The 18,447-nt window shown below is 34.4% G+C and carries 13 protein-coding genes; 6 read left to right on the forward strand and 7 right to left on the reverse strand.

Annotated elements, in window-relative coordinates:
* The first annotated feature begins 68 nt into the window (after nt 1-68).
* Nucleotides 69-2,165, forward strand: a complete 2,097-nt coding sequence (locus tag ACNQGD_RS13390) for a peptidylprolyl isomerase (RefSeq protein WP_417999631.1) — start codon at nt 69-71, stop codon at nt 2,163-2,165.
* 109 nt (nt 2,166-2,274) lie between these two features.
* On the opposite strand, the gene ACNQGD_RS13395 is transcribed toward ACNQGD_RS13390, so the two are convergent.
* Both ACNQGD_RS13395 and ACNQGD_RS13400 read right to left on the reverse strand, forming a co-directional pair.
* Nucleotides 2,275-3,192: a GYDIA family GHMP kinase gene (locus ACNQGD_RS13395; RefSeq protein WP_417999632.1), complete on the reverse strand. Its 918-nt coding sequence runs from the start codon at nt 3,190-3,192 to the stop codon at nt 2,275-2,277.
* 61 nt (nt 3,193-3,253) lie between these two features.
* Nucleotides 3,254-4,570: a hydroxymethylglutaryl-CoA reductase, degradative gene (locus tag ACNQGD_RS13400; RefSeq protein WP_417996516.1), complete on the reverse strand. Its 1,317-nt coding sequence runs from the start codon at nt 4,568-4,570 to the stop codon at nt 3,254-3,256.
* Nucleotides 4,571-4,749: 179 nt separating this feature from the next.
* Between ACNQGD_RS13400 and ACNQGD_RS13405 the strand changes: the two genes are divergently transcribed.
* From ACNQGD_RS13405 to ACNQGD_RS13420, 4 genes are read left to right on the forward strand one after another with little or no spacing between them, the layout of a single operon-like run.
* Nucleotides 4,750-6,921, forward strand: a complete 2,172-nt coding sequence (locus ACNQGD_RS13405) for a S9 family peptidase (RefSeq protein ID WP_417999633.1) — start codon at nt 4,750-4,752, stop codon at nt 6,919-6,921.
* 9 nt (nt 6,922-6,930) lie between these two features.
* Complete coding sequence (locus ACNQGD_RS13410) at nt 6,931-8,475, forward strand: peptide MFS transporter (RefSeq protein ID WP_417996518.1); 1,545 nt, start codon at nt 6,931-6,933, stop codon at nt 8,473-8,475.
* 4 nt (nt 8,476-8,479) lie between these two features.
* Nucleotides 8,480-10,285 (forward strand): peptide MFS transporter, encoded by a 1,806-nt coding sequence (locus ACNQGD_RS13415; protein ID WP_417993192.1) that lies wholly within the window; start codon nt 8,480-8,482, stop codon nt 10,283-10,285.
* A 47-nt stretch (nt 10,286-10,332) separates the two neighbouring features.
* Entirely contained in the window at nt 10,333-10,794 is a 462-nt protein-coding gene (locus ACNQGD_RS13420) for a thioredoxin family protein (protein ID WP_417999634.1), read from the forward strand.
* Here ACNQGD_RS13420 and ACNQGD_RS13425 read toward each other — a convergent pair whose 3' ends face one another.
* The 5 genes from ACNQGD_RS13425 to surE all read right to left on the reverse strand — a co-directional run bounded on the left by ACNQGD_RS13425 (nt 10,795) and on the right by surE (nt 15,908).
* Nucleotides 10,795-12,834, reverse strand: coding sequence for a ComEC/Rec2 family competence protein (locus tag ACNQGD_RS13425; RefSeq protein WP_417999635.1), 2,040 nt, complete (start codon nt 12,832-12,834; stop codon nt 10,795-10,797).
* Nucleotides 12,835-12,904: 70 nt separating this feature from the next.
* The gene (locus ACNQGD_RS13430) at nt 12,905-13,426 is read right to left on the reverse strand and encodes a C40 family peptidase (protein ID WP_417999636.1); all 522 of its coding nucleotides are present in this window, start codon (nt 13,424-13,426) and stop codon (nt 12,905-12,907) included.
* Between the two features lie 47 nt (nt 13,427-13,473).
* Nucleotides 13,474-14,586: a lipid-A-disaccharide synthase gene (gene lpxB / locus ACNQGD_RS13435; protein WP_417999637.1), complete on the reverse strand. Its 1,113-nt coding sequence runs from the start codon at nt 14,584-14,586 to the stop codon at nt 13,474-13,476.
* A gap of 277 nt (nt 14,587-14,863) precedes the next feature.
* On the reverse strand, nt 14,864-15,136 hold the full coding sequence (locus tag ACNQGD_RS13440; protein WP_417999638.1) for a hypothetical protein: 273 nt from the start codon (nt 15,134-15,136) through the stop codon (nt 14,864-14,866).
* Nucleotides 15,129-15,908: a 5'/3'-nucleotidase SurE gene (gene surE / locus ACNQGD_RS13445; RefSeq protein WP_417996524.1), complete on the reverse strand. Its 780-nt coding sequence runs from the start codon at nt 15,906-15,908 to the stop codon at nt 15,129-15,131. Before surE ends, ACNQGD_RS13440 begins: the two co-directional genes overlap by 8 nt.
* A 209-nt stretch (nt 15,909-16,117) precedes the next feature.
* Between surE and ACNQGD_RS13450 the strand changes: the two genes are divergently transcribed.
* Nucleotides 16,118-18,295 carry a carboxy terminal-processing peptidase gene (locus ACNQGD_RS13450; RefSeq protein WP_417999639.1) on the forward strand — a complete coding sequence of 726 codons (2,178 nt, stop codon included), beginning with the start codon at nt 16,118-16,120 and terminating at the stop codon, nt 18,293-18,295.
* The last annotated feature ends 152 nt before the right edge of the window (nt 18,296-18,447 follow it).

Genomic DNA, 18,447 nt, shown 5'->3' on the forward strand with positions numbered 1-18,447 from the left:
TACTAGTATAATTATTAATTAGATAATTGTATTTTCGCAAACTGAATATAAAAATTAACAACAATAAAATGGCATTATTACAAAAAATTAGACAACGTTCGCTTCTTCTGATATTAGTTATTGGGTTTTGTTTATTAGCATTTATCATAGGTGATATATTCAACAGTGGAGGTTTCAGTAGTACATCAAAAGATGTAGGAAGCATCGACGGAAAAGATATTTCATTCGAAGATTTTAGAGTTAAAGTAAGTAATGTTGAAAAAAGTGGTCAGGGGATTACGTCAACTGAAGCAGCAAACAGAGTTTGGGAACAAGAAGTTTCTGTAGCTTTACTAACGTCTGAATTTGATAAATTAGGACTTAGAGTTGGTGAAAAACACTTATTGGAAGTTTTAAAAGCGGATCAAAATATTGGTGGAAACCCATTATTTTTAAATGCTGCCGGTGTTTTTGATGTTGTAAAATTCAAGGAATATTTCAAAGCAAATCCTGCACAAGCTCAATTCTTGAAAGATAGAGAGAAAGATGCTGATTTGAACGCTAAATACCAAATGTATAACACTTTAATTAAAGCGGCAGTTTATACAACTGAAAGCGAAGGAAAGTTGAAATATGAAATGGAAGCAAACAAAGTAAACTTTGCTTACGTTGCAGGTTTATATTCTACAATTAAAGACAGTGAGGTAAAAGTTACTGATGCTGAGATTGTTGAATTCATGAAGAAAAATGAAAAAAAATACAAAGCTGACGAATCTCGTGAAGTAGAATATGTTTTGATCGAAGACAAAGCTTCTGCTGCGGATGAAACGGAAGTGAAATCAAAAATAAATGCATTGTTGACAGGAAGTGTGGTTTACAACCAAGCAACTGGAAAGAATGATACTCTACCAGGATTTAGAACAACGACGAACACAGTAGAATTTGTAAATTCAAATTCAGATGTTCCTTATGATTCCACCTACATTGCTAAAAAAGATCTACCGGCTGTAGATGCTGATAAATTATTCAACCTTGCTCCAGGGGCGGTTTATGGACCATACATGTTTGGAAAATACTACTGTATTTCTAAATCTATGGGAATGAAATCAGGAGTTAATGCCAAAGCAAGTCATATTTTAATTGGTTATGAAGGAACACAAGTTCCTAACCAAAAAGAAAAAAGAACAAAAGAGCAAGCAAAAGCAAAAGCAGAAAGTATTTTGGCACAAGTAAATGCTAATCCGGATAGTTTCATGATGTTGGCTTTTACATCTTCTGATGATTCATCAGCACAACAAGGTGGTGATTTAGGTTATTTTGGTCCAAACCAAATGGTAAAACCTTTTAATGATTTTGTTTTTAATAATGGTATCGGTAAAGTTGGTTTAGTAGAAACTGATTTTGGTTTTCATATTATTAAAATTACAGACAAGCAAGACGGAATTCGTTTGGCTACTGTAGCTCAAAAAATTGAAGCTTCGGAAGCAACTTCTGATAAAATATTTACTCAGGCAACTAAGCTAGAAATGGATGCTGCTGATAATGATTTTAATAAAGCTGCAAAAGATATGGGACTTAAAGTTGCTCCGGCTGTTTCTGTAAAAGGAATGGATGAGAACTTTGGAACATTAGGCAATCAAAGAACAATCGTAAGATGGGCTTTTGAAAATGGAGTTAAAGTAGGAACTGTAAAAAGATTTGAAGTGGCTAATGTAGGTCACGTAATTGCAAAATTGAAAAGTATTGACGATTCTGGTTTAGTAGCCGTTTCAATAGTTAGACCTTATGTGGAGCCAATTCTTAAAAATAAGAAAAAAGCGGAACTTATCAAAGCAAAAATGTCAGGTTCTTCTCTTGAAGCAATTGCAAAAGCAGTAGGAGGAACCGTGCAACAAGCAACTGATCTTACTATGGAAAACACCATGTTGCCAGGTGTTGGTCAAGAACCAAAAGTAGTTGGAAATGCATTCGCTTTAGCTGCTAATAAATTGTCTGCTCCAATTGAAGGAAATACGGGAGTTTATGTAGTGAAAAACACAAGCACAGTAAAAGCACCAGCTTTAAAAAGCCACGCAGCTTATGTAACTAAATTAAAAGCACAAAGCGCTTCAGATGCAAATAGAGTAATTCCTGCATTGAAAGCTAACGCTAAAATTGAAGACAACAGAATAGATTTCAATTACTAATTTTCGAAAAAGTAATCAATCAAAATAAAAAATCCCGATACATTCAAAATGTATCGGGATTTTTAATTGTAATGAAGTTTTATTCAATAACGGGGATTATTATGAAATATTAAGACAATATCATTTCAGTATACCGAATAATAGTTTTGTATCCTTTTGAAGTAAAATAAGCTGTTGGATTGTCCTCTGAGATCACCATCACAAAATCGCCTCCCCAAGCGCCAAGGCTTTTTATCACGCCATTGAAATCAGGAAATAAAGATTCTTTAATGGTTTGTGTTTCCAGAAGAATGCTCATTTGTAGTTCGTGTCTTTGCATTGCCGTAGCAAAAGTTTGAAGCGTAGTGGCCTTCAAAACCTCAGAAGTTATCGCGTCATTTATAGCAATGGTTTTTGCCAGATTGTTTTTTTTATTAATATTATAAGCCGCTATTGCGGTTTTACTGCTTTGTTTTTTGTTGAGGTATACAAAGTATACGTGTTGTGTAAAATCCGGATTAAAGGATATTTTTTCAACTATAGGATTTTCTTGTTCCAGATGATATACAATAGGTGTGTCATTCTGGGCGCACGCAATATCGTAACCGCTGCCTCCAAAACTGTTTTTAAGCAGTATATAGGCATCGATTTGTAGCCATTGGGCAATGTTGTTTATCAAAGTAGAAGAGGTTCCCAGGCCCCAGCTTTTAGGAAATCCAAGTTCGGTAGTAATATGGTATCCGTTGTAATTTAAAATAAAGTCAGGATTTAATCTAAATGCTTCGTGTAAAATGGTCGTAAGTGTTGCTTTTACCGATTCATTTTCAGGATTAACTCCCTTTGAAATGTCAGAAAATAAAATACTGTCTTCAAACCAAATGCTCCCGTCCGCATCATAACTTTTCCAGATGATTTCCTTGTTGCTTCCTTCTTCTATAATGAGGTTTTGTCCCATTTTAGTGGGTAATGCAAAAGCTTTTGCGCCATCAAGAACCAGATATTCTCCTGTGATTAAAAGTTTTCCATTACTGTAGAATGTTTTTTTCATTACTCTTACTTTTAATCCCTATCAGGGTTTTAAACCCTGATAGGGATGTCAAAAATCAATGTTATTTTCTTAAATTTTCAATAAAGGTAACCACGGCGCTATGCGATACGGTATTTTTTTTGAAATATTTTTGGACTAAAATGCGTTCTTCATCATTGGCTTCAAACTGGTTGATGATGTTGTTTAAATGCATTTTCATGTGTCCTTCCTGAATTCCTGTTGTGGTTAAAGAGCGCAAAGCGGCAAAGTTTTGGGCCAAACCGGCTACGGCTACAAACTGCATTAATTCCTTAGCAGAGGGTTTTTCCAGCATTTCCAATGACAATTTTACCAATGGATGCAGGGAAGTCAAACCGCCAACAGTTCCTAATGCTAAAGGAATTTCCAACCAAAAAGTAAAAATGCCATTTTCTATTTTGGCATGGGAAAGACTGGAATATTTTCCGTTTCTGGAAGCATAGGCGTGAATTCCGGCTTCTACGGCACGGAAATCATTTCCGGTTGCCAAAACAACGGCATCCACTCCGTTCATGATTCCTTTGTTGTGCGTTACGGCACGATAGGGCTCGACTTCGGCGATTTGAACGGCTTGCACAAATTTATCGGCAAATTCTTGAGGATTATGAATGTGTTTTTCTTCTAAGTCTGTAATTGGGCAAGAAACTTCAGCTCTTACAATGCAATTTGGGACATAATTCGAAAGAATACTCATCACAACTTCAAGGTTTTTCTCCGTTTCCGTGAACAAGTCATAATTATGTGCTTCTTCTTTTAATGTTTTTGAAAATTGTTCCAGACACGAATTGATGAAATTAGCACCCATGCTGTCTTTGGTTTCAAAAGTGGCATGCAGCTGAAAATAATTCGGCAATAAATCAGTTTTATCTTTTAGGGTAATGTCTAAAATTCCGCCACCGCGTTTTTGCATATTTGTGGTAATCGATTCTGTTTCTGCGAAAAATTTGCTTTTGTTTTGGGCAAAAAACAAGTTCAATTTTGAAACATCTCCTTTATAGATAAAATGAACCTGGCCAATTTTTTCGGTGTTGATTACGGTTGTTTTAAACCCGCCGCGCGTGGACCAAAATTTAGCAGCTTTTGCGGCAGCGGCAACCACAGAACTTTCTTCAATTGCCATAGGAATCGTGCTGTATTTTCCATTAATCAGGAAATTAGGAGCAACTCCCAGCGGAATGTAAAAATTGGTTATCGTGTTTTCAATGAATTCATCGTGTAATTTCTGTATTTTTTCATCAGAATTCCAGTAGTTTTTCAGCAAGGAAATGGCTTCAGTTGGTGTTGAAAAATATTGATTGGCAATCCATTTAATTTTTTCTTCTTTGGATAATTTAGAAAATCCGCTAATGGCCTTATTCATTCTCAATAGATTATAGTATGTATACTTGCAAAGATACGCTTTTAGCTGTTTTGTTTACAATCAAATTATATTCAGTGGAAGGTTGGTTTTTATATTATTTTTTACATTTAACATATAAAATGACCGATAATTGTAATTTTTTCACTAAAATTGACGGTTTTTATCTTTAAATAAATAGTATGTATTCGAAAAAAATTATAGCATTATTTTTATTCCTGTGTTTTACGGCTGTTGGCCAACAAAAAATCACAATTGATGAAATTTACAACGGCACATTTCGTGCGCAAGGAATGGATGAATTACAGTCCATGAAAAATACTAATCAATACACGGTTTTGAATTTAGACAACCAGTCCAGAAGTATGCAAATCGATTTGTATGATTTTGCAACTTTAAAAAAAGTAGCGACACTTATAGATACAAAATCCCACAAAGAACTTTCAAGCGGGATTGACAGTTACACATTTGATGCTTCAGAAAAAATGATTTTATTAGCTTGTAACACGAATCAAATCTTTCGCCACTCGTTTACTGCGGATTATTACTTATACGATATCGTCAGTAAAAAATTAAAAAAATTATTTGATTCTCCCGTTCAGGAACCTACTTTTTCACCTGATGGAAAAAAGATAGCGTATGCCAAAGAAAATAATCTGTATGTATATGATTTAGCTACTAATAAATCGACTCCAATAACTACAGACGGACAGAAAAACAGTATTATTAACGGTATTACGGATTGGGTTTACGAAGAAGAGTTTGCTTTTGTGACAGCTTTTGATTGGAGTACTGACAGCAAAAAAGTAGCTTACATTCGTTTTGACGAAAGTCAGGTGCCGGAATTTTCAATGTCTATGTTTGGAAAAGAGTTGTACCCAACGATGCAAACGTTCAAATATCCAAAGGCCGGTGAAAAGAATGCATTGGTTTCTTTACACATTTATGACGTAAATTCGAATAAGGTAAAAAATGTAAACCTTGGGAATTACAACGAATTTTATATCGCCAGAATAAAATGGACCAATGATGCGAATATTGTATCTGCGCAAGTGTTGAATCGCCACCAGAACAATTTGGATTTGTTGTTTATCGATGGGAATTCAGGAGCTGCAAAAGTGGTTTTGAACGAAAAAGACAAAGCCTATGTTGATGTAACGGATAACTTGACTTTCTTGAAAGATAATAGTTTTATTTGGACTAGCGAAAAAGATGGTTTCAATCATATTTATTTATATGATAAAAACGGAAAATTAAAAAATCAACTGACCAAAGGGAAATGGGAAGTGACTAATTATTATGGTTTAGACGAGAAGACAAATACGGTTTTTTATCAGTCTGTTGAAAATGGGTCTATCAATAGAGATGTTTACAGAATAGGACTTGACGGAAAAAACAAAGTACGTTTGTCACAAAATACAGGAACGAACTCGGCAACATTCAGCCCAAATTTTCAATACTACATCAATACGTTTTCTAGTGCGTCTCAACCTACGATTTATTCATTGAACGAAGCTAAAGTTGGAAAACAAGTTCAGGTTATTGAAAACAATGAAGCATTGGCTTCAAAGCTAAAAAGCTATAATTTACCTGCAAAAGAGTTTTTTGTTTTAAAAACAGCAAAAGGTAATGAGCTAAATGCTTGGATGATTAAACCTAAAGATTTTGATCCAACAAAAAAATACCCCGTTTTTATGTACCAATATTCTGGTCCGGGTTCACAACAAGTGAATAACGAGTGGAACAGTACGGATGATTATTGGTTTATGATGTTGTCACAACAAGGGTATATTGTGGCATGTGTTGACGGACGTGGAACTGGTTTTAAAGGAGCCGATTTCAAAAAAGTGACTCAATTGCAATTAGGAAAATACGAAGTAGAAGATCAAATTGACGCTGCTAAAATAATAGGAAATTACTCATTTGTTGATAAAGCTAGAATTGGTATATTTGGCTGGTCGTATGGTGGTTTTATGGCGTCTAATTGTATCATGAAAGGAAACGATGTTTTCAAAATGGCAATTGCTGTGGCTCCAGTTACAAACTGGAGATTCTATGACAGTGTGTACACGGAACGTTACATGACTACACCACAGGAAAATGCAAGCGGATATGATGCTAATTCACCAATAAACCATGTGGATAAATTGAAAGGAAAATTTCTTTTGATTCATGGTTCAGGGGATGATAATGTGCATGTTCAGAACTCCATGCAAATGATGGAAGCTTTGATTCAGGCCAACAAACAATTTGATTCGCAAATTTATCCAGACAATAATCACGGGATTTATGGCGGAAAAACCAGAATTCAATTGTATACGAAAATGACTAATTTTATCAAAGAAAATTTATAACAGCGCTTTATGACAAACGACGCATTGAATAAAGAAGAATTTTTTGGACATCCAAAAGCGCTTTTTATATTGTTTTTTACCGAAATGTGGGAACGATTCTCTTTTTATGGAATGAAAGCTTTGTTGATTTTTTATCTGACAAAGTACCATTTGTTTTCGGATACTTCTGGAAATTTACTGATTGGGAGTTACGCTGCCTTGGTGTATGCAGTACCCGTTTTAGGCGGTTTTATTGCGGATCGCTATCTAGGATTTAGAAAAGCGATTGTTTTTGGGGGTATTATGCTGGTATTAGGTCATATAGGAATGGCGTATGAAGGGAATGCCGCAACTGAATCCATTACGGGGGAAATTACACGGGATGAAACCGCCTTGCAAATATTTTACTTTTCATTATCATTAATAATTGTCGGGGTTGGTTTTCTAAAAGCCAATATCTCTTCATTAGTGGGCGAACTATATGAAAAAGGGGATAAAAGAAGAGATTCTGGATTCACGCTGTTTTACATGGGAATCAATTTGGGATCTTTTATGGCTACGCTGATCTGTGTTTGGCTAGGCGAAAAATACGGATGGAGTTATGGTTTTGCAGCAGCTGGAGTCGGAATGTTTTTTGGATTATTGACTTTTATATCCGGAAGAAAATTATTGATGGGAAAAGGGGAATCGAACAACTCCACTTTCTTAGAGCAAAAATCGTTTGGACTTAAAAATGAATGGTTGATTTATATTGGAAGTGTTTTGTCAACGTTATTGTTTTGGCAAATGGTCCAAAATCACGATGCAGTTTCATGGGCTTTAAAAATTGCAGGTGGGATTTCTTTTATTTATATTGTTTATTACGCAGCTACGCAACTCGATGGTAAAGCACGTCACCAATTGATTGCTTTGACAATTCTGATTGTATTTACAATTGTATTCTGGGCATTGTTTGAACAAGCGTATACTTCCATGAATTTATTTGCTGACCGAATTTTAGACCGAACTATATTTGGTTATGAAGTATCAGCCGGACAGTTCTTAAGTTTTAATGCGTTGTTTATAATTTTGTTAGCTCCAGTTTTTGCTTGGATATGGCCAAATTTAGGAAAATACAATCCGAATACAGCTGTAAAATTTGCTTTTGCATTAGCCTTCGTTGGTTTAGGTTTTGGAGCATTAGTTATGGGGATAAATCTTTCTGGTGCAGGAAAAGTAGCGGCAATTTGGCTAATTTTAGCTTATTTTTTGCATACTTGTGGAGAATTGAGTTTATCACCGGTAGGACTTTCTGCAGTGACTAAATTATCCCCAGCAAAAATCGTGGGATTCATGATGGGCGTTTGGTTTTTGGCAACAGCCAGTTCCGAATTTATTGCTTCCATTTTGGCTAATATCGCTTCTGTCGATACTTCAAATGGTACAGCACCTGATTTGAACTTAGCAAAACAGAGTTACTTAGTACTTTTTGAATACTTGTTTTATACAGGACTTGGTTTCGGATTACTGTTATTGGTACTTTCGCCAGTAATCAAAAAATTAATGCACGGAGTAGACAAAGAATTAAACAATTAATAAAATGAGTGAAAATACTACAGATCAATTTTTTAAAAGTACCGTTCTAGGACATCCAGCGGGATTATTCGTTTTGTTTTTCACAGAGATGTGGGAGCGATTTTCATTCTACGGAATGCGTTCTTTACTGATATTATTTTTAACGGCTTCCTTTACAGATGGTGGTTGGGAATGGACTCGTGAAAATGCATCTGCATTATTTGGGTCCTACGTTGGGTTGGTTTATTTATCCACCATGTTAGGGGGATATTTTGCTGATAAAGTTATCGGTTTTAGATGGGCTGTAGTGGTTGGTGCCAGTTTGATGACTTTAGGTCATGCTTCTATGGCCGTTGAAACAGAATTTTCTATTTACTTAGGATTAGTGTTGTTGGTTTTCGGAAATGGGTTTTTTAAACCCAACATGACTTCTATTGTGTCTGAAATGTACAAAGACCGTCCGGAGAAAAAAGATGGTGCCTATACTTTGTTTTACATGGGTGTAAATGCCGGTGCTTTCTTTGGTATTTTACTTTGTGGTTATTTAGGAGAAAAAGTAGGTTGGACGTATGGGTTTGGTTTAGCCGGAATTTTTATGTTCTTTGGAATGTTACAGTTTTGGTTGTCTCAAGATATCTTTGGAGACATTGGTTTGAAACCAAATAAAGAAAGCAAAGCGAAAGCTGAAGCTTTGGATACGGATAAAAGAAATCCTTTTTCACCAATACAATTAGCAGCTATTGCATTCTCGTCATTATTGGCTTTATTATGGCTTATAAATGATCCGGCTTCCAAAATATCCGGAGGAAAAGTAAATATTTTTTCTTTCTTGGGGGCTAATGGAAATTCTATTGCGATCGTTTCAGCACTGGTTGTATTTATTATATTGTTGATTTATAGATTTACTCAATATTCTAAAATAACCAAAGAAAAATTAATAGCGGTTACATTTTTCGCATTTCTGACTATTTTCTTTTGGGCAATTTTTGAACAATCGCCAAACAGTTTAACCATCTTTGCGAATGATTATACCGATCGGGTTTTAACAGGTAATTGGAGTGTGGTGTTTTTAGTGATGAATTCACTAATAACTATTTTACCATTAGTAATTATTACTTGGGTGTTATTTTTATTATTCAAACAAACCTTTAAATTTTACGCTCTTGCAAATGTTATTCTAAGCGTAAGTTTTATAATTATTTGGGCAATAGCAATATGGATGCTAGCCAGAGATTATTACACTGCAGGATATTTATCACTGTCAGATGATACATTGCAAGCTTTGAAAATTGATAAAGTAACGACTGCATTGACCGAAGTTCCTGCAACTTGGTTTTCTACCTTAAACTCTTTGTTTATTATTTCACTAGCACCATTGTTTTCTAAATGGTGGGAAAGTAAATACAATCCCTCTGCTAATTTAAAATACGGCATTGGTATGGGATTGTTAGCACTTGGTATGGCTTGTGTAGCTTTTGGCGCAAGCGGAATTGAAGCTGGTGCAAAAACAGCTTCAGTAAGTATGATTTGGCTAATATTGGTGTATCTTTTCCATACTATGGCTGAATTGTGTATTTCTCCAGTAGGATTGTCTTATGTGAGTAAATTAGTTCCTGCAAGAATGATTGCATTTATGTTCGGAGTTTGGTATCTTGCAGTTGCAATAGGAATGAAAGGAGCAGGTATGTTCGGAGAAAATATTGATAAAATTGCCAATGAGCATGGATTGAGTTATTTCTTCTGGATGTTAGCTATAATATCTATAGCGGTGGCTTTATTCTCAATTTTGATGGGGCCGGTAATTAAGAAATTAATGCATGGTGTTCGATAATTTTTAGGCATCGTTTTTGATTTATTAAAAATTAAAAATTATAAAATATGAAGAAAATAATAGTTGCTTTGTTATTGTTAGCGGGTTCATTTGCCGTTGAAGCACAAGAATTAGTTTGGGAAACCAATGTCATTAAGGCTATGGAAGTTTCCAATAAAACTAAAAAACCAATTTTGTTGTTTTTTACGGGCAGCGATTGGTGCGGTTGGTGTATCAGGTTACAAAAAGAGGTTTTAAAAACACCTGAATTTGCTGATTGGGCCAAAGAAAATGTAGTGCTAGTCGAATTAGATTATCCTAGAAGAGCACCACAGACTCCTGAGATTAAAAAACAAAACGACGAATTACAACAAGTCTTTGCTATTCAAGGATTCCCGACAATTCATTTTGCGAATGTTGTAACGGTTGATGGCAAAGTTAATTTTGAAAATTTAGGAAGCACAGGATATGTTGCGGGTGGACCATCTGCATGGTTAGCTGTTGCAAATGGATTGCTGCACAAGAAATAATTAGTCATTCAATTTATAAAATCCCTTTTCACTCGTAGCGTGAAAAGGGATTTTTTGTTTCAAACAAGTTGCTTTCCATTGTTTTTGAATCGTTTTATAATTGGATGCATCGGCTACGACCATCTTTGGCTTCGTCGTCTGCAATAAGCGTTCAAAGTTTATTTTAGGAGATTGAGTCAGTACAATGATATCCGGATTCATGTTTTTTGGAAAAACACCGGAACTGTCTAAAATGAAAATCTTTTTTCCATTAAAATAAAAAAGGTTTTGTAGTTCTTTTTTCTCTCTAAGACTACTTAAATTCCCGATTCTATAGGACTTTAATGTATTGTTTTTTTGAGCAGTTTTCAAAATACTGTCATTGGCATAGACCGTAATATTTCCCCCTTTTCGTTCTGCCAGTAATGTGTTTCTTTTGATGTGGAAAACAATCCATTCCTGTTCGTTTTGAATGTTCCATTGAATATTCAGACATGAGATTTGTACAATGATAATTGAAATCAATACCATTACTAATTTGTTGAAATTTGGCTTCTTAAGCCAAATAATTGCAGTGCATAATAACAAATAACTACTGAGCAACATGTAAAAATGCAATGAAATATCTTGGAGTATAAACTGTTCTAAAGACGCAATTGCATTAATGATTTTATTCATGTAATAAATGCACCACTCTAGTAGTTGTGAAAGGAAGACAGGAATGCTGTTAAATGCGGCCAAAAGCATGACTAAAACTCCTAAAACCATAATGATACTCAATACCGGAATGACAATTAAATTAGTGACAAAAAACAATTCTGGAAACTGATGGAAATAATAAATACTCAACGGTAAAGTTCCTAACTGTGCAGCAAAGGATACCGTGAGAATGTCCCAAATGTACTTAGAAACTTTGTTTTTTGGTAACCAAATTGAAGCTATAAGCGGTTGCACCCAAATAATGAAAAATAAGGCTAAATAACTTAATTGAAAGCCAACGTCAAATAGAAAGGAAGGTTCAAAAAGCAGAATCAGTAATATGGAAACTAATAAAGTGTGGTAAATATTGACGCTTCTTCGTAAGTGATTTCCAATGGCAACAAACGAAAACATGGTTACGGAACGCACAACCGAAGGTGCTAGGCCAGCAATGATTCCGAAAGTGAATAAAGAGGCGAGAATGATGAGTAACTTTAGGAATGAACCGCGTCTAGTATTAGGAATTGGCTTTAGAATGAAAGTGACAAAAATTAAAATGAATCCAATGTGCAGTCCTGATACCGATAAAATATGCACCGCTCCGGCATATTGATAATCCCGAATAATTTCTGGTGAAATATCCTGCTGTTGCCCCATTATTAAAGCAATAGCAACATTTAATTCGGTTTTATTGAAGTTGTTTTTTTCTAAATTACGAATAATTCTGGTTCTTAATTTTGAGGAATAATACCAGATGTTTTTCTCTATTTCAGTTCCAATTTTGATTTTTTCAGCATCAGCATTCAGTTGCGCATAGATTTGTTTGTTCTCGAGGTATTTGCTGTAATCAAATTGATTCGGATTATTAGGAGGTCTGTTTTTAGACAAAACTCCTTTAATAAGTAAAGGTGTTCCAATCCCGAATGCATGATGTAAGCTGTCCTTTTGAATGTTTAAAATGATTCTTCCTGTTTGTTTTTTTTCATTCACACGGTTTATAATGGCAATGTAACGGTCACTAAACGGAGCGCTTTTTAGCTTCTCGCGAATGATTATAGAAATAAAATGCGGCTGTTCAAAAATAGTCGTATTGTAAATGTAATTGCTTTTTTGAAAATGATCCATGTGAATTACCTGAGTTGAAATTCCGATAAGAAAAGCCAGGAAATACGTTGTCAATCCAAAATAGAAAACATTCTTGCTTTTGTTTTTCAATAAAAAATACAATACACCAAAAATACTAATGGATGTTGAAAGTAAAATAAAGAGTAATGCTGCTGGTGGATGAAGGTAGTAGGCAAAAAGAATTCCTGAAATAAATCCAATCGTTATTCGTGCTAAAGGAAAATGAAGTACTTTCATGTATCTAAAGTACGCATTTTTAGTAAGAAACAACTTTGTTTTTTATGGAGACAGAAAGCATTTTGTTTCTCTATAACACTCGATTTAATTGTACAAAGGCCTTCTTATAATACGGTTCTTTTGTGGAGGAAATAATTACTCCTTTTGAAGTCGAAGAATGAATAAATTTGATCTCCTCATCATTGACTTCAATGACAATTCCTACATGATTTATTTGTGAATTTTTGTTCGTTTTAAAAAATATTAAATCTCCTTTTTGCGCCTGTTTGCGCTTGGTATTTATAACGTCGCCTATTTTTGACTGTTGATAAGAGTTGCGAGGAAGGGTTATATTGTGTGAATCAAAAATGGTGTACATCAAACCGGAACAATCAAAACCTGCTTTTGTTGTGCCTGCATATTTGTATTTTACTCCAAGATTCTCAGCAGCTGCGTCAATCAATTCTTCTGCAAGACGATTCGTTTTTCTTGTATCGGATTTTGTTAATTTCTCTTTTTTGGTGTCTGATTTTTTAGAAGTGACTATGGGAGAAGTCGATTTACAAGCCGTAAAAAAAACAAGAATCAATAATAAGAACGCGAAATGTTTCAAAAGAATATTTTTTGGATTAATATAAACAGTCACAAAATATTTGTAAACTATTGTAAATCAGAAACAATGAAAGTAGCGGTTTTTTCACTGGCTCCAATGCCTCCTAATTTGTCTACTAATAACGTATATTTTTTCAAAAGAGTATTGCGATGATTAGATTCCAGGATTTTTTTCAATTCTTCACGAATGCGTTTTGTGGTACATTCCTCCTGAATTAATTCGGTGACCACTTCTTCATCCATTATCAGGTTTACTAACGAGATGTATTTAAGTGTGATGATTCGTTTCGCAATTTGGTAGGAAGCCCAGCTGCCTTTGTAACAGACTACTTCCGGAACTTTAAAAAGTGCCGTTTCCAGAGTTGCAGTTCCTGAAGTCACTAATGCGGCAGTTGAATTCCGTAATAAATCATACGTTTTATTGGAAATGAATTTTATGTTTTCATGCGAAATGAAGTTCTTATAAAAAGAGAATTCCTGACTTGGCGCACCAGCAATTACAAATTGATAGTCGGGAAAATCATTGACAACGCTCAACATTACAGATAACATTTTCGTGATTTCCTGTTTCCTGCTACCGGGTAAAATAGCGATAATTGGTTTTTCGTCTAATTGATTTTCTTTTCTAAAAAGGTTTGGGTCAACTGCGGGTTGGTTGTGAATAGCATCAATCAGCGGATGCCCCACAAACTCAACCGGGAAATGATGTTTGTCCTCGTAGAATTGTTTTTCGAAAGGTAAAATCACATACATTTTATCGATATCGTGTTTGATGTCGGTAATTCTGCTTTCTTTCCAAGCCCAGATTTGAGGGGAAATATAATAGTGTATTCTCATGCCCAACGATTTGGCCCATTTTGCAATACGCAAATTGAAACCGGGATAATCTATGAAAACAAGCACATCGGGCTGAAACTCAAGAATGTCTTTTTTGCATATTTTGATGTTATTCAAAATAGTTTTTAAGTTAAAAATCACTTCGATGAAACCCATAAATGCCAATTCCCGATAATGTTTTACTAAAGTACCGCCAACATTTTTCATCAAATCGCCACCCCAAAATCGGATGTCAGCATTTGGATCTTTTTTATACAGTTCTTTCATCAAATTTGAACCATGCAAATCGCCTGAAGCTTCACCCGCAATAATATAATATTTCATGCTTTCTGGATTAGGAGTTTATAAATTTGGATTTCAAACCTATAAAATCATATTTATTTTTTAATAATCTGTTTTTTCGTTTTGCAAAGATAAACTAATATGACTCTCAGCATAACGGACTAAATTTACAGGACGCAAACTCTTTGAAAAAGTTAGCCACGAATTACACAATTTTTCACTAATTTTTTAAAAATTAAAATAAGAATTCGTGGGAATTCATGTCTGAAAGAATTAGTTAGCATTAGTTACGGATCGTCAGGTAAACTAATACCATTTCTTAAATAAATATAGTGATAATTGCCATTATTATCACGGCTAAAACCACACCACGAGCCATTGTTTCTTTTTTCAATTTTAGTAAAACACCAAATGCAATTAGCGTAAGAATAGAACCTAACGTTATAATTTTGCCTAAATTTCCTTGTGATTCCATAATTTCAATTCCAGCAATGAAATTAAATTCAGTAAAAAAAGATATAAAAATATAACTTCCAAGAAGGGTTGTGGCAAATCCAATTAAAAATCCGATAGATAAGTCTGATTTATTCATTCCATTTCCAGGTGTTAAGTTGTTGTACCGCATGATGCGCTGTCAAGTCAAATTGAACAGGAACCACAGATATGTATCCATTTTGCAACGCCCATTCATCAGTGTCTTCGCCTTTGTCTTGGTTTACAAATTCTCCGGCAAGCCAGTAATAATCTCTACCTTGAGGTGTTTTTCTTTTGTCAAATTTCTCTACCCAAATTGCTTTCGCTTGACGACAAATTCGGATTCCTTTAATGTCTTTCTCTTCTAATTTTGGGAAATTCACATTCAAAACAACTCCTTCCGGCAGACCGTTTTCTAAAACCTCTAAAGAAATTTTTCGAATAAAAGATTTTATAGTGTCAAAATTAGCATTCCAATCATAATCCAATAAAGAGAAGCCAATGGCTGGAATCCCTTCTATGCCTGCTTCAACGGCGGCACTCATCGTTCCGGAGTAAATTACATTTATGGATGAATTTGATCCGTGATTGACACCGGAAACACATAAATCCGGCTTTCGTTTCAAAATTTCATTTACGGCAAGTTTCACACAATCTACTGGTGTTCCAGAACAGCTGTATTCTATAAAGGGATCATCTTCTTTAGAAATCTTATTTAGATATAAGGTGCTGTTTATGGTAATGGCATGACCCATGGCACTTTGAGGATTATCAGGCGCTACCACAATGATTTCGCCTATTTCTGCCATAACGGCAATTAATGCTCTGAGTCCGGGAGCCGAAATACCGTCATCATTGGTTATTAAAATTAAAGGTCTGTCTTTTTTCATTATTATATGTTGTAAAAAGGGATTGATTATTGATACTTTTGAAGACAAATGTAATAACGCAGAATGGAATGTGTAAACAAAATATAAAAATATGTTATGTTGATTCATTTAACTTAAAACAAAAGAACATTTTTATATCTTTAACAAAAATTTATGGAGGCCCTGCTGCTGTTGGCATAGTTTTTACCGTAACTTAGATTAAAAGATTCATGAATACTATTATTAACTTTATGAAAAGAAATTATAAAATACTTCTGGTTGTTGTATGCCTTTCGGTTACATTGTTCGCTTTTAAAATGAATGCGACAAAATCAGCCGATCCCGAAAAAGATAAATTGCTTTTAGAGTTATTAACTTTTGTTATTGAGAAAGGGCATTACAGCCCGGCCGCAATTGACGATGCGTTCTCTAAGGGTATATATAAGGATTATATTGAAGCCTTAGATCCGTCAAAACGGTTCTTTTTGCAATCCGATATCGATGAATTTTCAAAATTTGAAACGCAATTAGACGATCAATTATTGAATAAGGATTTGAGTTTTTTTAATCTTACGTATGAACGTTTAGTTAAGCGTATGGATGAAAGCAAAAAGATTTACAAAGATATTTTGAGTAAGCCATTTGACTATTCAGTTGATGAAAGTTTCAATATTGATTATGAAAAAGCACCGTATACTAAAAATGTTGCTGAACTTAGCGACAAATGGCGTAAGCAAATCAAATTATCCACTCTTTCATCCCTTGTTGACAAACAAAAATTAGAAGAAGATAAAAAGAAAAATGATGCCACTTATGAAATTAAGTCTTTTGAAACTTTAGAAAAAGAAACTAGAGAAAGTTCTGTAAAATCATTAGATGAATATTTTGGTTTCATCAAGGATTTAGATAGAAACGACTGGTTTTCAGTTTATATAAATTCCATAACAGCACGTTTCGACCCGCACACAAATTATTTTGCAGCGGAAGAAAAAGAACGTTTTGATGTAAGTATCAGTGGTAAGTTAGAAGGAATTGGAGCTCGTTTGCAAAAGAAAAACGATCTTACTGAAATTTCGGAACTTATTTCTGGTGGTCCAGCTTGGAGAGGAAAACAGCTTGAAGCCGGAGATTTGATTATGAAAGTGGCTCAAGGGAATGGGGAATCGGTAGATGTTGTTGGAATGCGTTTGGACGATGTTGTTAAGAAAATTAAAGGCCCAAAAGGTTCAGAAGTCCGTCTTACGGTAAAAAAAGTAGATGGAACAATTAAGATTATTTCTATTATCAGAGATATTGTTGAAATTGAAGAAACGTATGCGAAGTCCAGTATTGTAAATAAAAATGGATTGAAATATGGAGTGATCTATTTGCCAAAATTCTACATTGATTTTGAAAATAAAGATGGTAGAGATGCCGGAAAAGATATTGCTTTAGAGGTTGACCGATTGAAAAAATCAGGTGTAAACGGTATTATTCTTGATGTTCGTGATGATGGTGGCGGTTCTTTGTCTACTGTTGTTGATATTGCTGGATTGTTTATTGAACAAGGTCCAATAGTACAGATTAAATCATCCGGTACTAGAAAAGAGGTTCTGTATGACAGAGATAAAAAAATTGAATGGGATGGACCTTTAGTAATTATGGTGAATAGTTTCTCCGCTTCGGCTTCAGAGATTCTTGCAGCTGCAATTCAGGATTATAAAAGAGGAATCATCATTGGAAGTAAGCAAACCTACGGTAAAGGAACAGTTCAAAATGTAATTGATCTAAACCAGTTTGTAAGAAGTAGTTCTGTGGGTGATTTAGGAGCTATTAAAACGACAACTCAAAAGTTTTATAGAATAAATGGTGGCTCTACACAATTAGAAGGTGTGCGTAGTGATATTGTGATGCCTGATAGATATGCTTATTTAAAAATGGGCGAACGTGATATTGATAATGCCATGCCTTGGGATAAAATTGACCAGGCTGATTATAGTGTTTGGACTAATAATGCCAACTTTAATCAAGCAATTACCAATAGTAAAAACCGAATTAGTAAAAATCCTCAGTTTCAATTAATTGAAGAAAATGCAAAATGGATTGATAGTAGAAGTGAAGAGAACGTTTATAGTTTGAATATTGACAAATTTAAAATTGCTCAAGCTGATATTGAAGAAAAAGCTAAAAAATATAAGCCAATCATAAATTACAAAAATGCATTGACATTTAATTCTTTACCTCATGAAACAGAAGCAATGAGTAAAGATGTGTCTTTGAAAGAAAAAAGAGAGGTATGGCATGAATCTTTATCTAAAGATATCTATGTTGAAGAGGCAATTAATGTTTTGGACGATTTACAGCCTAAATCAATTTCGAAAAAAGATGTTCCTGTTAAAATAAAAAAAGATAAACTAGCAAAATCTTAAATAGATTTTTTTGGTCATAAAATATTTTATCTTAATGACTAAACGCTCCAAATATTCAATACGAATTTTTGGAGCGTTTTTAGTTTGGGGAACTTTAGTTGACTAAATTTTAGAGGTACTGATTTATACAACAATTGTCAGGTTCATTTATT

It is taken from the genome of Flavobacterium glucosi, assembly GCF_048286535.1.
Classification (GTDB): Bacteria; Bacteroidota; Bacteroidia; order Flavobacteriales; family Flavobacteriaceae; genus Flavobacterium.